This window comes from Lysinibacillus sp. NPDC056232 (assembly GCF_042267565.1).
In the GTDB taxonomy this organism is placed as follows: domain Bacteria; phylum Bacillota; class Bacilli; order Bacillales_A; family Planococcaceae; genus Lysinibacillus.
This window is the reverse complement of record NZ_JBHJTF010000010.1, coordinates 58,378-79,293: the sequence shown is the minus strand read 5'-3', so window position 1 is coordinate 79,293 and position 20,916 is coordinate 58,378. Positions and strand designations below refer to the sequence as shown.

Annotated in this window: 19 protein-coding genes, 2 riboswitches and 1 other annotated feature; of the genes, 17 read left to right on the top strand and 2 right to left on the bottom strand. The window is 37.3% G+C overall.

Annotated features, from left to right (window positions below):
• Positions 1-23 precede the first annotated feature (23 nt).
• Positions 24-1,460: a 4-hydroxyphenylacetate 3-monooxygenase, oxygenase component gene (gene hpaB, locus ACFCYJ_RS10130; protein WP_376073791.1), complete on the top strand. Its 1,437-nt coding sequence runs from the start codon at positions 24-26 to the stop codon at positions 1,458-1,460.
• 88 nt (positions 1,461-1,548) lie between these two features.
• Here the strand turns inward: hpaB and ACFCYJ_RS10125 are convergent, their stop codons facing one another.
• Together ACFCYJ_RS10125 and ACFCYJ_RS10120 are read right to left on the bottom strand one after the other, a co-directional pair.
• On the bottom strand, positions 1,549-2,322 hold the full coding sequence (locus tag ACFCYJ_RS10125; protein WP_376073790.1) for a magnesium transporter: 774 nt from the start codon (positions 2,320-2,322) through the stop codon (positions 1,549-1,551).
• A gap of 18 nt (positions 2,323-2,340) precedes the next feature.
• Entirely contained in the window at positions 2,341-3,045 is a 705-nt protein-coding gene (locus tag ACFCYJ_RS10120) for an MgtC/SapB family protein (protein WP_370042174.1), read from the bottom strand.
• A 371-nt stretch (positions 3,046-3,416) separates the two neighbouring features.
• Positions 3,417-3,590, bottom strand: a riboswitch (M-box (ykoK) riboswitch).
• A gap of 772 nt (positions 3,591-4,362) precedes the next feature.
• A riboswitch (M-box (ykoK) riboswitch) is annotated at positions 4,363-4,537 on the top strand.
• A 247-nt stretch (positions 4,538-4,784) separates the two neighbouring features.
• On the opposite strand from ACFCYJ_RS10120, the gene ACFCYJ_RS10115 reads away from it, so the two are divergent.
• From ACFCYJ_RS10115 to ACFCYJ_RS10040, 16 genes are all read left to right on the top strand, one after another.
• On the top strand, positions 4,785-5,714 hold the full coding sequence (locus tag ACFCYJ_RS10115) for a magnesium transporter CorA family protein (RefSeq protein WP_376073789.1): 930 nt from the start codon (positions 4,785-4,787) through the stop codon (positions 5,712-5,714).
• A gap of 21 nt (positions 5,715-5,735) precedes the next feature.
• On the top strand, positions 5,736-6,686 hold the full coding sequence (locus ACFCYJ_RS10110; RefSeq protein ID WP_376073787.1) for a magnesium transporter CorA family protein: 951 nt from the start codon (positions 5,736-5,738) through the stop codon (positions 6,684-6,686).
• A 38-nt stretch (positions 6,687-6,724) separates the two neighbouring features.
• Entirely contained in the window at positions 6,725-7,678 is a 954-nt protein-coding gene (locus tag ACFCYJ_RS10105) for a magnesium transporter CorA family protein (RefSeq protein ID WP_376073786.1), read from the top strand.
• 109 nt (positions 7,679-7,787) lie between these two features.
• Positions 7,788-8,001 (top strand) — a binding site (T-box leader).
• A gap of 110 nt (positions 8,002-8,111) precedes the next feature.
• Positions 8,112-10,772 carry an alanine--tRNA ligase gene (gene alaS / locus ACFCYJ_RS10100; RefSeq protein ID WP_376073784.1) on the top strand — a complete coding sequence of 887 codons (2,661 nt, stop codon included), beginning with the start codon at positions 8,112-8,114 and terminating at the stop codon, positions 10,770-10,772.
• Positions 10,773-11,093: 321 nt separating this feature from the next.
• Positions 11,094-11,360, top strand: a complete 267-nt coding sequence (locus ACFCYJ_RS10095) for an IreB family regulatory phosphoprotein (RefSeq protein ID WP_004226839.1) — start codon at positions 11,094-11,096, stop codon at positions 11,358-11,360.
• Between the two features lie 2 nt (positions 11,361-11,362).
• Positions 11,363-11,779 carry a Holliday junction resolvase RuvX gene (ruvX, locus tag ACFCYJ_RS10090; RefSeq protein WP_079562849.1) on the top strand — a complete coding sequence of 139 codons (417 nt, stop codon included), beginning with the start codon at positions 11,363-11,365 and terminating at the stop codon, positions 11,777-11,779.
• A gap of 19 nt (positions 11,780-11,798) precedes the next feature.
• On the top strand, positions 11,799-12,107 hold the full coding sequence (locus ACFCYJ_RS10085; protein ID WP_049667728.1) for a DUF1292 domain-containing protein: 309 nt from the start codon (positions 11,799-11,801) through the stop codon (positions 12,105-12,107).
• Between the two features lie 160 nt (positions 12,108-12,267).
• Positions 12,268-12,795, top strand: coding sequence for a DUF1292 domain-containing protein (locus ACFCYJ_RS10080; protein WP_376073781.1), 528 nt, complete (start codon positions 12,268-12,270; stop codon positions 12,793-12,795).
• A 317-nt stretch (positions 12,796-13,112) separates the two neighbouring features.
• On the top strand, positions 13,113-13,922 hold the full coding sequence (locus ACFCYJ_RS10075; RefSeq protein ID WP_376073779.1) for a MetQ/NlpA family ABC transporter substrate-binding protein: 810 nt from the start codon (positions 13,113-13,115) through the stop codon (positions 13,920-13,922).
• A gap of 41 nt (positions 13,923-13,963) precedes the next feature.
• Positions 13,964-15,043 carry a methionine ABC transporter ATP-binding protein gene (locus ACFCYJ_RS10070; RefSeq protein ID WP_376073777.1) on the top strand — a complete coding sequence of 360 codons (1,080 nt, stop codon included), beginning with the start codon at positions 13,964-13,966 and terminating at the stop codon, positions 15,041-15,043.
• The gene (locus tag ACFCYJ_RS10065) at positions 14,985-15,638 is read left to right on the top strand and encodes a methionine ABC transporter permease (RefSeq protein ID WP_376073775.1); all 654 of its coding nucleotides are present in this window, start codon (positions 14,985-14,987) and stop codon (positions 15,636-15,638) included. Before ACFCYJ_RS10070 ends, ACFCYJ_RS10065 begins: the two co-directional genes overlap by 59 nt.
• Positions 15,639-15,652: 14 nt before the next feature.
• Complete coding sequence (locus ACFCYJ_RS10060) at positions 15,653-16,489, top strand: MetQ/NlpA family ABC transporter substrate-binding protein (RefSeq protein WP_376073773.1); 837 nt, start codon at positions 15,653-15,655, stop codon at positions 16,487-16,489.
• A 79-nt stretch (positions 16,490-16,568) separates the two neighbouring features.
• Positions 16,569-17,912: an LLM class flavin-dependent oxidoreductase gene (locus ACFCYJ_RS10055; protein ID WP_376073771.1), complete on the top strand. Its 1,344-nt coding sequence runs from the start codon at positions 16,569-16,571 to the stop codon at positions 17,910-17,912.
• On the top strand, positions 17,912-18,256 hold the full coding sequence (locus ACFCYJ_RS10050) for an acyl-CoA dehydrogenase family protein (RefSeq protein ID WP_376073769.1): 345 nt from the start codon (positions 17,912-17,914) through the stop codon (positions 18,254-18,256). The genes ACFCYJ_RS10055 and ACFCYJ_RS10050 overlap by 1 nt, the downstream gene beginning before the upstream one ends.
• Positions 18,257-18,607: 351 nt before the next feature.
• Positions 18,608-19,735 carry an endolytic transglycosylase MltG gene (mltG, locus tag ACFCYJ_RS10045; RefSeq protein WP_376073767.1) on the top strand — a complete coding sequence of 376 codons (1,128 nt, stop codon included), beginning with the start codon at positions 18,608-18,610 and terminating at the stop codon, positions 19,733-19,735.
• Positions 19,736-20,283: 548 nt separating this feature from the next.
• Positions 20,284-20,916 carry an O-methyltransferase gene (locus ACFCYJ_RS10040; RefSeq protein ID WP_376073766.1) on the top strand — a complete coding sequence of 211 codons (633 nt, stop codon included), beginning with the start codon at positions 20,284-20,286 and terminating at the stop codon, positions 20,914-20,916.

The window sequence follows — 20,916 nt, the reverse complement described above, 5'->3', positions numbered from 1 at the left end:
TTGTAACGTTTAGGGGTGACTGCATGCCAGTAATTACAGGAAAGCAATATATCGACCGTATTGACGCTTTACAAACATATATTTCAATTGATGGGAAAGTTGTCACAGGGAAGGTGTCGGAGCATCCAGCATTTAAGGGAGTAATGCAGAGTCAGGCAAGGCTTTTTGATTTACAAAATGAAGAGGCATTGGTTGAAAAGATGACATATGTTTCACCAACGAGTAATAACCGTGTAGGTATGTCTTTCCTTCAAGCGGTGACAGTCGAAGATCTCGTGAAAAGACGTAATGCAATACGTGAGTGGGCATTATCCAATAATGGCCTTATGGGGAGAAGCCCGGATTACATGAATACGACATTAATGGCTCTAGCATCGGTTGCAGAATATTTGAAAGATAAGCCAAATTGTTTCCCTCAGCATTTGTTAAAATTTTATGAGTATGCTCGAGAGAATGATTTGACTATGACACATACATTTATCGAGCCACAAGTAAACCGTCAAAAATTTTATTTTGAAGATGAAGAGGTTACAATTGCAGCTAAGATTGTCGATAAAACGAGCGAGGGGTTAGTCATTAAAGGTGCGAGATTACTAGCGACACAGGGAGGAATTACAGATGAACTCCTTGTTATATCAACAAATGGTTTTGATGAAGGAAAAGGCTATTCTTTCTCAATACCAAGTAATACAAAAGGTTTAAAGTTTTTATGTAGGCAATCATTTGTCGGAGGAGAATCGGCTTTTGATTATCCATTAAGTAGTCGTTACGAGGAAATGGATGCAATCGTTGTATTTGATAATGTTGTAGTACCGTGGGAACGCGTCTTTTATTATGAGAATGTGGAAGTTGCCAATAACTTTTTGAACGTAAGTGGTTTTCAAACACATGGTTTACACCAAGTTCTTACACGACAAATTGCCAAAACTGAATTTGTCTTAGGTGTTGTACAGTCAATTATAAATACGATAAATATCGGCGAATACCAACATGTACAGCAAAAGGTAGTTGATATCATCGTGACATTAGAAACGATGAAAGCCTTACTGTTAAAGTCTGAAATAGAAGCAAAAAAAGATGCTTTTGGTTTTATAAGACCTGACCTTCCAACAGTACAAGTAGCTATTCAGGTTTTCCCTAAAGTGTATCCGACCTTTACAGAAATTATCCAGCTACTTGGCGCAAGTGGACTAATGTCCATTCCAAGTGAAAAAGCATTTACTGCGGATGACGGCGACCTTGAGCACTATCTACAGTCTTTTCAAGATGGTGGAGAGGAGCGCGTCAAAAAATTCCGCCTAGCTTGGGATTTAACGATGAGTAGCTTCGGTACAAGACAAACACTGTATGAGCGCTTTTTCTTTGGGGACCCAGTCCGTTTAGCTAGCGCGCTTTATAATTCTTACAATAGGGAAGAATTAGTGAATAGAGTAGAAAGCTTTTTAAAAAATAATAATTAGTTTCGAGGAAGTAACTGTTTAAAACTAATTTAAACAGTTACTTCTCTATGATATGAGTTGCTGTGAAAAATATACAATATCAATAGCTTTATAGATTAGTCAGCACATCATCAAAAGTAACGATTCCAAGGAGTTCAAAGTTCTCTGTTACAACAGGGACTGCTAAAAGACCATATTTGCGTATGATTTGGAAGACCTCAGATTGGTTTGTGTTGGCAGTCACTGAAATGATTCCAGAGTTCATAATTTCACCCATTCGACTCTCTGATGGGGAAATGATAAGCTCTCGTAATGATATGACACCAAGCAATTGTTTATTGGAATCTGTAACGTATAAGTAATAAAAAGTTTCTGCATCTACTTCGCTATGCTTTAGACGTTCAAACACATCAATTACTAAATCATCTTTTGCAACTATTACTACGTCTGTTGTCATCAAGGCTCCCACTGACCCTTTTTTGTATTGAAGTAATTGCTTAATATCATCGGCTTCATCTTTTTCCATTTGCGCTAAATAATAATCAGCTTCTTTATATGATAGTAGCCCCAAAAAATCGGTAGCGTCATCTGAAGGTAATTCATTTAACATCTCCACTGCAAATGGACGGTCAAGCTCCAAAATACATTTTTTCTGCAAAGATGGTTCTAACTCGCTAAAAATTTCTCCAAATTCACAAGGAGTTAAAAATGAATAAATTGTGAAGCGTCTTTCCTCACTAAGTTCTATAAAAAATGTTGCTTGATCCATAGGGTGTAAATCTAGAAAATCCTTTCGAAAAGAATCTTTTTTTCCAGACTTTAAAGATTGCAACATGTAGTATGTGTACTCTTCTTTATATTTATATTGATGTAGTCTAATCATTATTGACGCTCCTTTCTATTACAAATTCTCAATTTCGACACTCAGGACGTGATCAATCTTTTTGACATAATAATAAATCTCCGTCGTATATTGGTCTTCTGGTACCGAAAGAATTAAGTCAATTAATTGGTGATCGTTATCAATATCTTTGAGCTTGAAATGCCGAATTTTATACTCGTATTTTTTGGAAGATCCATTTTGCCCTCTATGCTTAATCATTTTAATTAATTCTGTCATACGATAATTCGATTCCACGATAATCTTTAATGAAATATCCTGTCGGTTAAGTGTTGATAAACCTAATGTTTTAATAAAAAAGGGCACAATGTTGACTGCCACTATCAAAAGGATGACAGCACATGTTGCCTCTATATAAAACCCCGCCCCGATAGAAATTCCAAGGGCAGAAGCTGACCAGATTAGCGCAGCGGAAGTAAGACCAGAAATCACCTCGTTACTTCTTCGTAAAATAACACCAGCACCAATGAAACCAACTCCACTTACAATCTGCGCAGCAAGTCTCATCGGATCCATATTCGGATGATTGGCACCTCCAAATTTTCCGAATGCTTCTATGGAGACAATGGTTAATAAACAGCTGGCAATACAGATGACCATACTAGGTCTCATGCCAAGTTGTTTTTGTTTAATCTGTCTATCAATCCCAATCAATAATCCGAATAGTAAAGCTAGGCTTAACTTGATTATCATTTCTACTGTCATTATCATCGTCAATCACCTCTTCAGTTCTTTTTATAGAATGCCACTAAAATAAAAATAATATAAAAAAGCTCCCGTAAAAAAGGGAGCTTCTTGCTTAGAATGTATCTTGTTCGACGTACACATCAAATAAACCTATCTTGGTAAACGCCAATTTGCGAAAAAATTCATAATTGGGTTTTTGAAGTAAGGGACATATGCGGACTGAACGCAAAAACGCTGCCTTTTGCCATATTCGAATTATTTAAAAATATGAAATGCCATATCGAATAACTATCCATCACATGTTCCCCCTTTTATAGTCAAATAAAATAAAACCCCCTCTAACGATTTAGAGGGGGTGAAAAGCGCACAAAAAAACAAAAAAAGTACGTTCGTTTCCCCTTAATCGAGTTTTAGCACTATACACCGTAAAGAAATGACATCATTTCTTAGCCACCTTAAGAAAAGCCTTAATTCGGCAATTCCTGTTCTACCCATGGGTATCTTTCGATATTTCTGGGCAGTGGCCTATGTTTGCATAGGAGCCTCACCTAACGAGGACATATAGTTTTCAAGTGAATTGTACTCCGAATAATTTTGGTTGTCAACAACTGTTCAAAAGAAAAAACCTTAAAAAATGGTATCAGGGAAATAGTGTATTTTCGGTGCATCATCATAACATGGGAGGATTTCTGTTCCGTCTGGGGGTCCGATTAGCCACTTGGGGCAAAATGATATTGGCTACGAATGCGTATCACAGAGACGTAATTCCTCTTTACCCTTCCCTCGCCTACTGGCTCGCTCCAGGGTCTTGTAAATCCTCTATTTGATGAGCCATATTTTTATGCTTACAATTTTTACTTAATCAAATTGTGGGGTAGAGATTTTTCGAATTTAAAATTTATAAATTTGTAATTTACGATAATCAATAGCCTCTGTAACAGTTGTTAAGCCCTTTTCAGAATACGTAAGTTTTTTTATTTAAAACTGCTGAACAAAAAATCTAAATAGGATCAATACAAAAATCGATGAAAATACATAGAGTGGAGAGGAGCAATTGCTTTTTGTCTCTCTACTTTCGTTACGGAGCAAAGTTTACTGGAATCTTTTTGGTAATATGTGAGCTACGAGATTATGCCGAGGCATAATTGATTAGAGTAAAGTATTACGAAAGCTCTTTATCTGTTTTGTTTGAGAAAATTTTTTTCGTAAACAACCGCAAATTTCTACTCCGTTTATTTCTTATTTCGCACGGGAATTCGTAATAAAAAAACCTAAAAAAAATTTTTTGACTCTTGACAAATCAAAAAATACGGCTTACGATTGCGAAGAAATTAAATAAAACCTCGTTAGGTGAGGCTCCTATACAAACATAGGCCACTGCCCAGAAATATCGAAAGATGCCCATGGGTAGAACAGGAATTGCCGGATTAAGGCTTTTCATAAGGTGGCTAAGAGATAAATTCATCTCTTTACGGTGTATAGTGCTAAAACTCGACTAGGGGGAATCGAAAGTGCTTTTTTGTGCTGCTTATTTTTGTGCACTTTTTAAACCCTCTAGGACTCCTAGAGGGTTTTTTAATTTCCAAAAAGATCCTTATTGCATAATGCCATATCGATTAAATCCTTTTAGCAGGGGTAAAAGAGTTCATTTTTAGAAAGGAGGGGGTCAAAATGGAGAGTCCGAGTCCGACCGATGAAGATAGTAGGAGTAAAAAACTTAAATCTGTTTTAATTCAGCAGATTAGGAGGGCGATTCAATGCTTAAAATCTATAAAAGAAGCAAAGAAGGGCTACTGGAAGAACAGCCTAAGATCGTTCAGGGTAGCTGTGTATATCTCACTGAACCATCCGAAGAGGATATACAGTATGTTGCTAATCGACTTGGAGTACCAACTGACTTTATTAGTGACTCCCTTGATATTGATGAACGATCACGAATAGAAAAAAGCGGAAATGATTTATTACTGATTGTCAATGTACCCTTAAAAATGCCAAATGGTGAAACTATACCATATAGGACAATTCCAATCGGTATTATTCAAACAAGTGAAGTAATTGTAATAATTTGTCGCGTTAATCATCCGATTTTACAGGAATTTAGCAAAATTCTCGATAAGAATTTTAATAACAATATAAACGTATCTTTTATTTTACAATTGTTGCTTATTTCGGCCCGTTATTGTTTACGAAGCCTTGACGATATTAATCAAAAAGTTATTGTATCTGAAAAATTAATACAAAAATCGATCAAGAACAGTGAAGTGTATACTTTACTCAATATAAATAAGAGCCTTGTTTATTTCATAAAGGCGTTAACAGTAAATCTTGTAATGATGAGGAAATTGTCAAGAGTACTAGAAATGAATGAAGAAGATGAAAAACGGATGCAAGACACTCTTAATGAGATGCAGCAAGCTCTTGATACATCAAAAATTTACAACGAAAATTTAGGTAATATGATGGATGCATATTCTGCTGCGATTGAAATTAACCTCAGTGTTGTAGTGAAAGTTTTAACTGCATTTACGATTATCTTGACGTTTCCGACGATGGTCGCAACAATTTATGGGATGAATTTCCCATTACCGAAGCAAGATGGTGCATATGCATTAGCAGTACTAATGTCAATCTCTGCAGTCATTAGCTTGTTGACAGGTTGGGTATTTTATAAAAAACGGCTATTTTAGAAGAGAAAGTGAGGAAAAAAGATGCTTACGATATATCAAAGTAATTCAATAGGTCAATTACAACAGGTATCTGATATTGTTCACAACACGTTGCTCTATCTTGTGGATCCGACAGATGCTGAAATTTCTCAAATTTCAAATAAACTTAATGTTCCGAAAGATTTTATTCGTGATTCCTTAGACATCAATGAGCGACCTCGGATTGAAAAAGAAGATTCGTCAATGGTCATCATTCTTAATTCTCCTGTTGTGATGAATGAGGAACGTTTGTACGAGGAAATTCCTTATCGTACGATACCAATCGGGATTATTCATGTAAAGGACCATTTAATAATTGTCACAAAAGAAGACAATCCATTATGTAGAGACATATTTTCAGGAAAGTATGGAACATTTCAAACGCATATGAAGACTCGAATAACATTACTTCTATTTGAAGCGATTGCTCAATCGTATCTCGATTTTCTCAAGCGTATAAAAGCGCAGGTTGGACGATTACAGCGAGAATTAAAAGAATCACATAACAATCGTGAGCTTTTTGGTCTGATTCATATTAATAAAAGTTTAGTATATTTTTCAACATCTTTACGAGCTATGCGCAATGTCTTTTTACACCTTTCCAAAGGGCAGGATATAAAGCTATACGTAGAAGATCAACAAATGTTGCATAATGCGCTCGTAGATATTGAACAAGCAGCGGAAGTAACAGAAATGCGAAGTCTTAGTTTAAGTGGTCTTATGGATGCGTACGCAGCAATCACTCATAATAATCTGAATAGTGTTTTGAAAATACTGACTACTCTTACGCTTGTACTAATGATTCCGACTATAATTGGAAGTGTTTTCTCGATGAACGTCCCATTGCCCTATGAAGATCAGCCATTCATGTTCTTAGTAGTTATTGGACTAATGGTAGGAATCAGTGGGAGTCTCTTCTACGTATTTTACAAATCAAAATTTTTGCGTTTCTAATATATTCAGATAGTACGTAAGAAAGGTTGTGTTATAAAATGCTTTTAATTAACAAAAGTACCTCAGAAGGTAAGTTTGAACAGACATCAAAAATTGGTTATAACAGCTGGCTTCATCTTGAAGCACCAACAACAAGTGAAATTGAACATGTAGAGGCAGCTCTTGGTGTTCCAAATAATTTTTTAACGGATTCACTTGATATAGAAGAACGCCCACGAATTGAAGAGCGCAACGGAGCGGTCTTGATGGTTATTCATGTCCCATACGACCAATTAGATGTCGAGAGTTCTGATCAAGATGTGAAGTATCGGACAATTCCAATGGGTATCATACACACAAAAAATCATATGATAACGATTTGTAGAGAAGAGTTACCTTTTATGAAGGATTTGTTTAATGGTGAATTAACTCTTTGTGAGACACATATGAAAACGCGCAACACTTTAAATATATTAAGTATAACGGCTCGAGCATATATTCGTTTTTTAGCTACAATTGAACGGGAGATCACTTTAGCAGAAAAGGAACTTGCCAAGTCATATCGTAATAGTGAGATGTACACACTCCTTCACTTAAACGAAAGTCTTATATATATGGTAACTTCTCTCAAACAAATGAAATTTACGATGCAAAAAATATTACATGGTAGCTCTATCAAATTAGACGAAGACGATGCAAGTATTTTAGACGACGTCCTTATTGAAATTGATCAAGCATATGAAGTGACGGAAATTAATCAAACTAATTTAAATAATATTATGGATGCATATGGTAACGTAATTCAAAACAACGTAAGCCAAGTTCTTAAATTACTCGCTTCATTTACAATCATATTATCGGTGCCGATGTTAATTGCCAGCATTTATGGAATGAATGTGCCTATACCATATCAAGATACACCAAATATTTTTTGGGTAGTGATTGTCGTTATGATCTTGTTAACAGGATTGTCTACCTTCGTTTTTTACAAAAAAAATTATTTCTCTCGGTAGCATAGTGGGATAGAATATACTCATTTTTAATGAGCTTAGTTATGATTAGCAATTATAGTGCGAATTGACAGAAGGAAATATTTTTTTTATAATTCTCGTTAGAAAATAGTAAAAAACGATGATGGAATAAGTACGTATTTGTACGTGTAAAAGAAAGGGATTTCTAGGCTGAAAAAATCCTCACAATAGCAAATGCCGAAAGCTACTCCAGAGTGCAGTTAATCACTGCCGTTCACTTACGTTACAAGTGCTAAAGAGGTAAGTATATTTTTACTTACAACTAGGGTGGTACCGCGAGACAAACACAAGTCCTCGTCCCTTTTTTGGGATGGGGGCTTTTTTATGTCTATCTGCGCGAAAGCTTACGCCGAAGCAAAATTGATTTGCGGACTCATTTCGTATTTTACAAAACATATTGGGAGGAACTTTTCATATGAAAGCAGTAGAAATTCGCCGCATGTATTTAGAATTCTTTAAAGAAAAAGGTCATCATCATGAGCCATCAGCACCACTTGTGCCAATCAATGACCCATCATTACTTTGGATTAACTCAGGTGTTGCAACACTTAAACCATATTTCGATGGTCGTATCATTCCTGACAATCCACGTATTACAAATGCCCAAAAATCAATTCGTACAAATGATATTGAAAACGTAGGTAAAACGGCTCGACACCATACGTTTTTTGAAATGCTAGGTAACTTCTCGATTGGAGATTACTTCAAAAAAGAAGCTATTCATTTCGCTTGGGAATTCTTAACGGATAAAAAATGGATGGGCTTTGATCCAGAGCTTTTATCTATTACTATTCATCCTGAAGACCAAGAAGCGTATGACGTTTGGCATAACGAAATTGGTATTCCTGAAGAGCGTTTAATCCGACTTGAGGGGAACTTCTGGGATATCGGTGAAGGTCCATCTGGTCCTAACTCAGAAATTTTTTATGACCGTGGGGAAGAATACGGTTCAGATGAAAATGATCCAGAAATGTATCCAGGTGGTGAAAATGAACGCTATCTTGAAATTTGGAACTTAGTGTTCTCTCAATTCAACCATAATCCTGATGGCACATATACGCCACTTCCAAAGCAAAATATTGATACAGGTATGGGTCTAGAGCGTATCGTATCAGTTGTTCAAAATGTTCCAACGAACTTTGATACTGATTTATTCATGCCTATTATTGAAAAAATCGAGCAGTTAGCAAATCGCCCATACAAACGTCCAGGTGAAGTAGCGCTAAGTGAAATCTTCGGTTCAGAAGAAGATATTAATACACCATTTAAAGTTATCGCGGACCATATCCGTACAGTGGCGTTTGCCATTGGTGATGGTGCTCTTCCTTCAAATGAAGGTCGTGGATATGTATTACGTCGTTTACTTCGTCGTGCAGTGCGCTATGCAAAACAAATCGGCATTGAAAAGCCATTTATGTTTGAATTAGTACCAACTGTTGGTGAAATTATGAATGATTTCTACCCAGAGGTAACGGAAAAATGCGAATTTATCCAACGTGTTATTAAAAATGAAGAAATTCGCTTCCATGAAACATTAGACGGTGGTCTTGCTATCTTTAACGAAGTTGTAGCAGCTCAAAAAGCAGCAGGCCATGACTATATTCCAGGTGCAGATGCATTCCGTTTATATGATACTTACGGTTTCCCAATCGAATTAACAGAAGAGTATGCGGAAGAAGTAGGTATGAAGGTAGATCATGAAGGCTTTGAAGTAGCAATGGAGGAACAACGTGAACGTGCACGTGCGGCTCGTCAAGATGTAGATTCTATGCAAGTACAAAACGAAGTGTTAGCAAACTTGACGGTTGCAAGTGAATTTGTAGGCTATGATACATTAGCGACAGACACAGAAGTTGCAGCGATCATTGTCAACGGCCAAGTATCAAAAGTAGCATCTGAAGGGCAAGAAGCATTAGTTATTTTAGCTAAAACACCATTCTATGCTGAAATGGGTGGTCAAATTGCGGATAGCGGTGTTATTTCTAATGATAGCTTTACTGCTATTGTAAAAGATGTACAAAAAGCTCCAAATGGTCAGCCGCTTCATACTGTACTTGTAGAATCTGGGGAAATGCATGTTGAAGATGCTGTGAAAGCAGTAGTTAACCGTGATGAACGTAATTTAATTATTAAAAACCATACAGCAACACATATTATGCAACGTGCATTAAAAGACGTATTAGGTGACCATGTTAGCCAAGCTGGATCATATGTAGGACCTGATCGTTTACGCTTTGACTTCTCTCACTTTGGACAAGTGACAAAAGAGGAATTACAACAAATTGAACGTATTGTAAATGAAAAAGTGTGGGATGATATAGAGGTCGTTATTGAAGAAAAAGGTATCGAAGAAGCGAAAGCTATGGGTGCAATGGCGCTATTCGGTGAGAAATATGGCGATGTCGTTCGCGTTGTTTCAATTGGAGATTACTCTATTGAGCTTTGCGGTGGTATTCACGTAAAACGCTCTTCTGAAATTGGCTTCTTCAAAATTGTTTCAGAAGGTGGTATCGGTGCAGGTACTCGTCGTATCGAGGCTGTGACAGGTAAAGTTGCATATGAAGCAGTAAAAGAGGAAGAAGCTTTATTAAACGAAGCGGCAGCATTATTAAAAGCAAATCCAAAAGATCTTGTGACAAAAGTACAAGCATTGCAAGCTGATTACAAAGATTTACAACGTGAAAATGAGGCATTATCACAAAAAATCGCGAATGCACAAGCGGGCGCTATTGTGGACGCAGCGCAAACTTTTGGGGATGTAACTGTTCTATCTACTAAAGTTGAGGCGAAGGACAACAATCAACTGCGTCAAATGATGGATGACTTGAAAGCTAAAATGCCTAAAGCTGTTATCGTTCTTGGTGCTGTCGATGGCGAAAAGGTTATGCTATGTGCTGGAGTAACAAAAGATTTAGTTGGTGGCAATTACCACGCAGGAAATATCGTAAAAATGGTAGCAGAAGCATGTGGTGGTAAAGGTGGCGGTCGTCCAGATATGGCGATGGCAGGTGCAAAAGAAGCATCAAAACTTGATGAAGCACTACTTTCTGTGTATGATTATGTTAAATCCATTTAACTTCTTTCAGCGAAAAGAAGTTAAAGCCTCCGGCGGATGTCACGGAATCGGCAAAGGAGTTCGCATAGGATGTTAGCCTAAAATCATCGCATTCATGCGATAACGGCTAACTGACCTGCATCGGTAAAAACGCCACGTCCTGTGGCATTACCGAAATGACCGACATCGTGTCGGCCCTCAGCAGGCCTAAACACAAAGCCGATTCCGGACGCAATTATGCCGAGGCATAATTGATAATACGCCAAAACATGTTATAATAAAGAGAAATTGGAGATGGCTTTTGTTGCACATCTCCTTATTTCTGAAAGCGAGGTGCTGGTCATGAGTTCATTTGATCAAACTATGAAATTTAATTTTCCAGAAGAATCAATGGAACAGGAAGTCAAGCAGGTAATGTTGAAAGTACATTCTTCATTAGAGGAAAAGGGATATAACCCTATCAATCAGATTGTCGGTTATTTACTTTCTGGTGATCCGGCGTATATTCCTCGCCATCAGGATGCTCGTAATTTAATTCGCAAGCTTGAGCGTGACGAAATTCTAGAAGAGCTTGTTAAGTTTTATATTAAAAAGAATAACGAGGACTAGAAATGAGAATTATGGGATTGGACGTTGGGTCAAAAACCGTTGGCGTTGCTGCTAGTGATGCTTTAGGGTGGACGGCTCAAGGTATTGAAACCGTAAAAATTGATGAAGCTAACGGCGAGTTTGGCATTGAGCGAATAGCCGAGCTAGTGAAGGAGTACGCTATAACAGAATTTGTTGTAGGATACCCGAAAAACATGAATAATACGGTTGGACCGCGTGGTGAGGCTTCTGAAAACTATAAAAAGCTTTTAGAAGAAACATTTTCACTACCGGTTAAGCTTTGGGATGAGCGTTTAACTACGATGGCTGCTGAGCGTATGCTAATCGAAGCTGACGTGAGTCGCAAAAAGCGTAAGCAAGTCATTGATAAGATGGCTGCTGTGATGATTTTACAAGGCTACTTGGATAGCAAAAATTAATTGATGAGGTGACAACCACATGGCACAAGAGCATAACCATGAAGAAGAATTACATGTACAACACATTACAGTGATTGACGAGAACGGAAATGAACAGCTTTGTGAAGTAATTCACGTACACGAATCAGCTGAATTTGGCAAATCATACGTATTTTACTCAATGGTAGGCGCAGAAGAAGATGAAGATGGCTCTGTAGAAATCTTCGTATCTTCATTCGTTCCATCTGAAAATGGTGAAGATGGTGAATTAACACCAATCGAAACTGAAGCAGAGTGGGATATGGTAGAAGACGTATTAAACGCTTTAGAGGATGAAAACGAGGAATAATCATCGTAATCTTTAAAAGTGTGGAACAAGGATGGCAACAAGCACTCCTTGTTCCTTTTTTACTTTAGGAAGAATGAAACTATGAGGTTGTAATGCGCCTATAGTGAATATATAAAGATTTTTATCAAAGTTTGAACCATAGTTAAAAGGAGGAGATTAAATGAACGAGGAAACGCAAGAATTTCTGATCATTGGAGAGAATGGCAAGGGGCAAAAGTGTCGTGTTGTTTTCACCTTCGATGCAGAAGAGAAATCATATGTATTGTTTTCGTTAATCGACGAAGAGGGTAATGAAATTCCTGGAGACATTTCTGCTATGACATTTGATTATGATGATAATAATGGAGAAATGACTAATCTGCAGCCTGTTGAAACAGAGGCAGAATGGGAAATGATTAATGAGGTAGTCCTGACACTTCTAGACGAATTTGAAGAAGAACCGCAGCTATTTACAATAACAGATGAGGCTGGGGCAGATCAGGTATGTGAGGTTATTCATACATTTTCATCAGAACAATTTGGCAAATCCTATGTTCTTTATGTGCTGGCAACGGACGAGCCAATCGAGGACCGAGATATTTTTGCTTCTCAATACGTATCTGGAAATGACGGAACGATTGAAGATTTATTACCGATTGAAACAGATGAAGAATGGGCATTTGTTGAAGATGTATTAAATGAATTGTAATTAGAACTCTGAGTGGTAACTTGCTACTCAGAGTTTTTTTATTGAGAATGATTAATATGAAGGGGTGCTTGCGGAATTTAATAGAAAATTTCTATCTCGTATGTAAAAATATTCTATACGCAAATGAAATTCATGTATTTTTGAGTGAATTTGATTGTTTTTCGAGAATAAATGAGAATTCTTGAAATTTTTTTATCTGAATTTTTAAATATTTACAGATAAAACGAGATATCGATTATTGACCAATCAAAAGTAAACAGATAAGATTTGTTTTACATTAAACCAAGTAAGTTGATTTATAAAGGAGGGAATAGAGAATGAGGACAATATGGGGACTACTAGTCGGTGTATTAGTGATAGGTTTGTTGGTAGGCTGCACAAACAAAGGAGAAGCGAGTAAAGATGAAACAGTAACATTAAAGGTGGGGGCAGCCAATGTGCCACATGCGGAAGTACTAGAGTACTTAGCAAAGGATCTTGAAAAAGATGGCGTGAAATTAGACATTATAATTTTAAAAGATGCTGTTCAAACAAATCAGCAAACGGCAGATGGTGAACTAGATTTTAATTACTTTCAACACATTCCGTTTTTAGAACAAACGAATAAAGAAAGCCATTTAGATTTAGTGAGTGTAAAAGGAATTCATATTGAACCTTTTGGTGTGTACTCTAAAAAAATTAAAAATATAAATGATTTACCGCAAAATGCAAAGATTTCGGTCCCGAATGATGTCGTCAATTTTTCGCGGGCCTTACTACTATTTCAGAATAATGGACTAATTGAATTAAATAAAGCAAAGGAAAATAACTATACAGTTGAGGATATTACAAAAAACGAAAATAATATTGAATTTATCGGTGTTGATTCTCAGTTATTAACTCGTTCACTAGATGATGTAGACGCAGCGGCAATTAATACGAACTACGCCTTAGAAGGGGGCTATAACCCTAAGGAGGATGCTCTTATTATTGAAGGTTCAGAATCGCCATATGTCAATATTATTGCGACTACAAAAGAAAAGCAAAATGATCCAGCAATTCAAACAGTCGTTAAATGGCTGACAAGCGAAAAGGCGCGCACCTTTTTTGAAGATCGGTATAAGGGGGCTGTCGTTCCAGCATTTTAGCTTAAAATCGAGGGCGTCAAAACTAAGGAGGTAGACGTGAAATGATTGAATTTATCGAAACGACAAAGGAATTTAAGGTAGGAACAACCGTTGTAACGGCATTAAATCACATTAATTTAACGATTCAAAAAGGTGATGTTTTTGGTGTTATCGGCTTTAGCGGTGCTGGCAAAAGTACATTAATACGGACAGTGAACTTACTGGAGGAACCAACGTCTGGTCGCGTTCTTGTGAATGGCAAAGAGCTGACAACATTAAGTAAAAAGCAGCTCCGCGAGGAAAAGAAAAACATTGGTATGATTTTTCAACACTTCAATCTTCTCCGTTCAAAAACTGTCTTCGAAAATGTTGCGATGCCTTTAGTATTAAGCGGCGTTAAAAAATCAAACATTGAAGGTCAAGTAAGGGAGGTTTTGTCGTTTGTCGGTTTACAGGACAAAGCCGAGCGCTATATCGATGAGCTGTCAGGTGGACAAAAGCAGAGAGTGGGCATTGCTCGTGCACTTGTCACAAAGCCAACAATTCTATTGTGTGATGAAGCGACCTCTGCTCTTGACCCGCAAACGACTAAATCTATTTTGGAGCTACTAAAGCGAGTCAATATCGAGTATGGTATTACCATTTTAATGATTACACATGAAATGGAAGTCATAAGGGATATTTGCAATCGTGTGGCTGTTATGGAAAACGGAAGAGTAATTGAAACGGGCAATGTACTTGAAATTTTTTCTGCACCGCAAAAGGAGACGACTAAAAACTTTGTACAATCGGTAGTTCGAGATGAAATTCCACAATCTGTTTACGAGCAACTTAAAACGATAGATCAGTCTAAAAAAATTTATAACCTGAAATTTATAGGTGTAGACGTTGGGCAGCCGGTTGTCTCTCAAGTAGCAAAAAAGTTTGATGTTGATGTAAATGTACTGTTTGGCAATATTACAGAGCTACAAGGGATTCCCTTTGGTAATTTAATCGTTGAGCTAGTTGGCGTAGATAAAGAAATAGAAAAGGCGCATCAATTTATTCGAACGAAAGATATTCAAATAGAGGAGGTTATTGCACATGAAGGTGAGCTCACAAATCATTATCGACGCAGTATTAGACACGCTGTACATGGTTAGTATTTCGTTATTTTTTGGTGCCATTTTAGGCTTTATTTTAGGGATTACTTTAGTTGTGACGAGAAAAGGGCATATTCTTGAAAATAAAATGATTTTCTCAATCATCAATCCCATCGTCAATACCCTACGCTCCATTCCGTTCATTATTTTGCTTGTTGCTATCATTCCATTTACACGCTTGCTCGTTGGAACGGCGATAGGTACGACTGCTGCCATTGTGCCGCTCGTCTTGCATATAGGTCCGTATATATCTAGGTTAATAGAAAATTCATTATTGGAAGTGGATGAAGGCATTATTGAAGCAGCGAAGGCAATGGGTGCCTCCCCACTTCAAATTATTCAAAAGTTTTTGTTACCTGAAGCTTTCCCCTCTTTAATATTAAGTGTCACGACTGCGACAATTGGGCTTATTGGGGCGACTGCAATGGCAGGGGCTGTTGGAGGAGGTGGCCTTGGTGATGTAGCCATTACTTACGGCTATCAACGCTTTGACAATGTCACAATTTTAGTAACAGTGGTGATTTTAGTAGTACTTGTACAAATTATTCAAAGTATAGGAAATAGTCTTGAACGAAAATTACGCAGAGTGTCATAAAGGAGAATTTTAATATGAGGAAACTAAATTATTTTTTCGGCTTAATAGCATTACTGTTCCTACTAGTTGCTTGTGCAAAAGCAGATGAAAAAGATACTGTAAAGGTTGGTATTCGTAGCTCGGAATTGAAAACATGGGAGTATATAAAAAAACAGGCTGCTAAGGAAGATATAAATCTTGATTTAGTGACATTCTCAGCACAATATGACCCGAACCAAGCATTGGCGGAGGGGGAAGTTGATATCAATGCGTTTCAACATGTAGCCTACTTAAATTTATTTAATACGAATAACAAAACAGATTTACAGGCGATTGGCACAACGATTATGGCTCCGATAGGTTTATATTCAAACAAATATAAATCCTTGGATGATATGAAAGAGGCCGCCAAAATTGCTGTACCAAACGATCCTTCTAACTGGGGGAGAGCTTTACTGCTGTTACAGGAAAATGGATTACTGACGGTTACGGATAATTTTGATGGCAACGGTGGAGAGGATCGGATTAAAGATAATCCAAAAAAATTGAACATTTTACCAGTAGATAGTGCGACGACACCGAGGGTTATGGAGGATGCTGATTTTGCGGTCATTAATAATGGGGTCGCTGTCGAAGCAGACCTACTATTGAAAGATGCTATTATTCATGAAAATGAAACGGCGAAGCCATTTATTAATGTCATCGTAGCAAGGCCTGAAGATAAGGACAACGAGACATTGAAAAAAATTGTTGCCATCTATCAGCGTGAAGAAACTGCTAATTTCATTAAAGATGTTTCTAATGGCAATTATATTCCTGTAAAAATGCCTTTAGATGAATTAGCTACTTGGAAAAAGTTTTATCTTCATTGACCAACACTATATTAGCCTAATGCCTTTGTTTATATGTGGATAGTGAAATGGATTCATTTTTAAGGGAGATGACGAGAAAATGACTAAGAAAAAGGAGTTAAAGCTTGCGTTATATTTAATTGGGGCAGGTATGCATGTTGCAGCTTGGAAACATCCTTCAGCAAAAGTTAATGCAAGCATCGATATTAAAGCTTTACAAAAGGTGGCGCAAATTGCTGAAAAGGGTAAGTTTGATATTGCTTTTGTTGCGGATAGTTTAGCGATCAATCATGAATCACATCCACATATTTTAAATCGCTTTGATCCTCTTATACAGATTACAGCTTTGGCAGTTGCGACAACGAAAATTGGACTTGGTGCAACTGCATCAACCACATATAGTGAGCCATATGTGCTTGCAAGGCAACTAATGTCTGTAGACCATATTAGTGATGGTAGAGTCGGATGGAATTTAGTGACAACAGCAGATGCCACAGGAGAGACGGCTTTAAACTTTAGCCGTGACAAGCATTCGGAGCACGATCATCGTTACGAACGAGCGGAGGAATTTATCGATATAGTTCAGTCGTTATGGGATTCATGGGAGGACGATGCTTTTGTCTACGACCGTGATCATAATATTTTTTATGACCGTAATAAAGTACATGAGACCGCTTTTAAAGGCAAATATTTATCAGTGAAAGGTCCGTTGAATATTGCACGTTCCGTTCAGGGGCAGCCTGTTATTGTTCAGGCGGGTGCTTCAAAACCTGGGCAAAAATTAGCAGCACGAACAGCGGAGGTCGTTTTTGTTCATTGGGATAATATTGAAAAGTCCAAGGAGTATTATCTACATTTAAAGGCACAGCTTGCTCCATTTGGTCGCACCGAGGAGGAGCTCCTTGTGTTACAGGGGATATCGCCAATTGTGGGGGATACTGAGGAAGAGGCCATCCGTAAGTATAATGAATTACAGGCGTTGATTGACCCATATGAGAGCTTAAAATTTGTTTCGGGTTATATGGGGAATGTGGATTTTTCTAAATACTCGTTAGATACACCTGCAATTGAAGTGGATTTTCCTAAGGTCAACAGTATTCAAAGTCATTTCTATGAGCATTTAGAGATTATCAAAAAAGAAAATTTAAAGGTTGGCGAATTATATGCGCGCCTATTTGGTCCTGCGAAGCGCGATGCCTTTGTTGGAACACCCACACAAATTGCTGATGAGATGGAGCGGTGGATTACAGAGGCAGCGGCAGATGGCTTTATGTTACAGTTTCCATTATTGCCACGTGATTTAGAAGACTTTGTGAACAAAGTTGTGCCAATTTTACAAGAGCGTGGTATTTATCGTAAAGAGTATACAGGTTCAACACTAAGGGAACATTTAGGGCTGAAAAAACCACACAATAGATTTACGAAAAGCAAGGTGACTCATTAATGAGTGATGTTTATATTCGTAACGATCGTGAGAAAAAGCTAGTTCAATATGCTTATGAATTGGCACAACAATTTGACAAGACAGCTAGTAAATATGACGAGAGTGGAGAATTTCCGTTTGAGCACTTTAAAATCTTGGAGGATGCGGGTTATTTTAAATTAACCGTGCCGAAAAAATACGGCGGCGAGCGAGGAAAGGGGAATATTTTCCGTGGTAGTTTACCTGGAACAATTGCCAAAAAAGTGCCTAGAGGCTATATCATTACAGGTGAAGATGATGTAGTTGTTTTACAGCTTGCGAAGAGTTTACTAGTCGATGTCAAACAAGGCGCTTTTCAATTATAGGTATCATTTCATCTTGAAGTTTTCCAACCGTTATCTTGGGGAAAATAGTATTGAATCTGCTAACAATATAGTTGGCAGATTTTTGTTTTTCTTCATGAAGGGGCTTTCCATTCCAATAATCAAAACGACTCCATTATTATCTATCTGGTTTTCTCTAGTATGTTATTAATGACTTAAAACTGTTTTTGTTTCAGTTTGTTGACGAATTCTTGGAAATCAACTTTGATTATTATATTCATCCTATTGTCATAAGCTATTTTTTTATGTGTGCTATTTCTACTGAATTTTCTATTTCTGTTTGTCGTGAAAGTTGATTTCTAGTATGATAATGGAGTGATAGGGGGGAAACCCGTGAATAACGGTTCAAAAAAACAAGAAATGTTATCAAAAATGCAAGAAAGAAAATCCGAGGTAAAAATTGTGAGAAAAATCGTTGCTATTGTTGCAATTGCTTTGATCCTAATAATAGGGGTAGTCGGTTTAATTGGCTATAGTTATGTGAAGAGTGCATTAAAACCAGTAGATCCAGATGCGACTAAAACAATAGCGGTTGAAGTACCAATTGGCTCAGGTTTAAGCTCTATTTCGACTCTACTAAAGGAAAAAGGGTTAATTAAAGATGCTCGTGTTTTTAAATACTATGCCAAATTTAAAAATGAATCCCAGTTCCAAGCAGGAAAATATGATTTAACACAGTCAATGACATTAGATGAACTAATCGAAAGTTTAAAAACCGGAAAGGTCTACCGTACACCAGTCTTTACAATGACCATTCCTGAAGGCTTAACACTTGAACAAATCGGTAATATTGTGGAAAAGAAAACGTCGTACACTCAAAAGGAATTTATGGACTTAGTAACAAGCGATACATTTGTTCAACAAATGAAGGCTAAATATCCTGAGCTTGTGACGGATGCGGTTTTAGCCGATAATATTCGTTATGATTTAGAGGGCTATTTATTCCCTGCAACGTATTCTTATTTTGAAGAAAAACCAACATTGGAATCGATTGTAGATGAAATGGTAGGGGCAATGGACAAGGTTGTGAAAAATTACAGCGATGTTCTAACTGAAAAGCAAATGTCAGTACATCAATTATTAACATTTGCTTCATTATTGGAAAGAGAAGCTACTGCTCAAACAGATCGAGAAACAATTGCGAGCGTATTCTATAACCGTATCGATCAAGGGATGCCGCTTCAAACAGATCCAACTGTTTTATATGCACTAGGATCTCATAAAGATCGTGTACTTTATAAAGATTTAGAAGTAGATAATGCCTATAATACCTACAAAAATAAAGGCTTAACACCAGGTCCTATTGCGGGTGCTGGAAAAACTTCAATTGAAGCAGTGCTTAATCCAAGTAAAACAGAATATCTCTTCTTCTTAGCGGATAAAGAGGGTGTCAATCATTTCTCGAAAACATATGAAGAACATTTACAGAAAGAACAACAATATTTGCGCAAGGCAGAGTAATTTTTGTTAACTTCTTTCAGTCAATGTTTTTAGAAGACTCCCAGGTGAGATGCATGCGGTTTTAAGTTACTTTTCAGCGGGTGTCCATACATCTGCTGAAAACGTAATTATGCCGAGGCATAATTGATATTATTAAAAAATAAATAGCAATAAAGAGGATAGAAGGAAAGAAAAATAGCTTTCCTTCTATTTTCGTGCTATTATAAATTGTGATTTTTAATCGATCCGCATGGGAATAATTCAATCAGTCCGTTAATGTGGAATAATATACGTGGTGGCAATTGTTTAAAGCTTATAAAAACAATTGCTCATTTTTGTATGACGAAGTACCAAGACATCACGTTTGGTCTTTTTCTTTTTGTTGCTAAATGATGAAGTACAGACAACGAGGATTGCTCGTTGCGCCTCTGGCGGATGTCACAGAATCGGAAAGTAGTGCTTATAGGATAATGACCGACATCGTGTCGGCCCTGGTGCAGGCCTAAGTACAAAGCCGATTCCGGACGCAATTATGCCGAGGCATAATTGATATGAGGGTGAACTTAAAAATGGAATTATCAGATGCATATATTCAATCATTTATTCAGCCACGTAATGAATTGCTTTTAGAAATGGAAGCATTTGCGGAGGAGAATCATGTACCGATTATGCAGCTTGCAGGTATTGATGCACTAAATCAACTGCTACGTATTCAAAATCCGTCGAAAATTTTAGAGATTGGTTCAGCAATTGGTTATTCTGCTATAAGAATGGCAGAGGCTTTACCAAATGTGCATATCGTTACAATTGAGCGTGATACAGAGCGTGTTGGGAGAGCGAAGGCTTATATTGAACGTTCTACAGTTTCAGATCGTATTACGGTCATTGAAGGTGACGCCTTAGAGGTGAACGATGAAGCAGTTCATACGACCTTCGATGCAGTTTTCATCGATGCTGCAAAGGGACAATATCAACGCTTTTTTGAAAAGTATGCGCCACTAGTAAAATCTGGCGGAGTTCTATATATCGATAATATGTATATGCATGGCTTATCAGATTTGGATTTAAAAGATGTACCGCGTCGCAAGCGTACAATGATTCGCAATTTAAAAAACTTCACCGAATGGATTATGCAGCACCCTGATTATACTAGTGCATTTTTACCAGTCGGTGATGGTTTATTACTATGTTTGAAGAGGTGA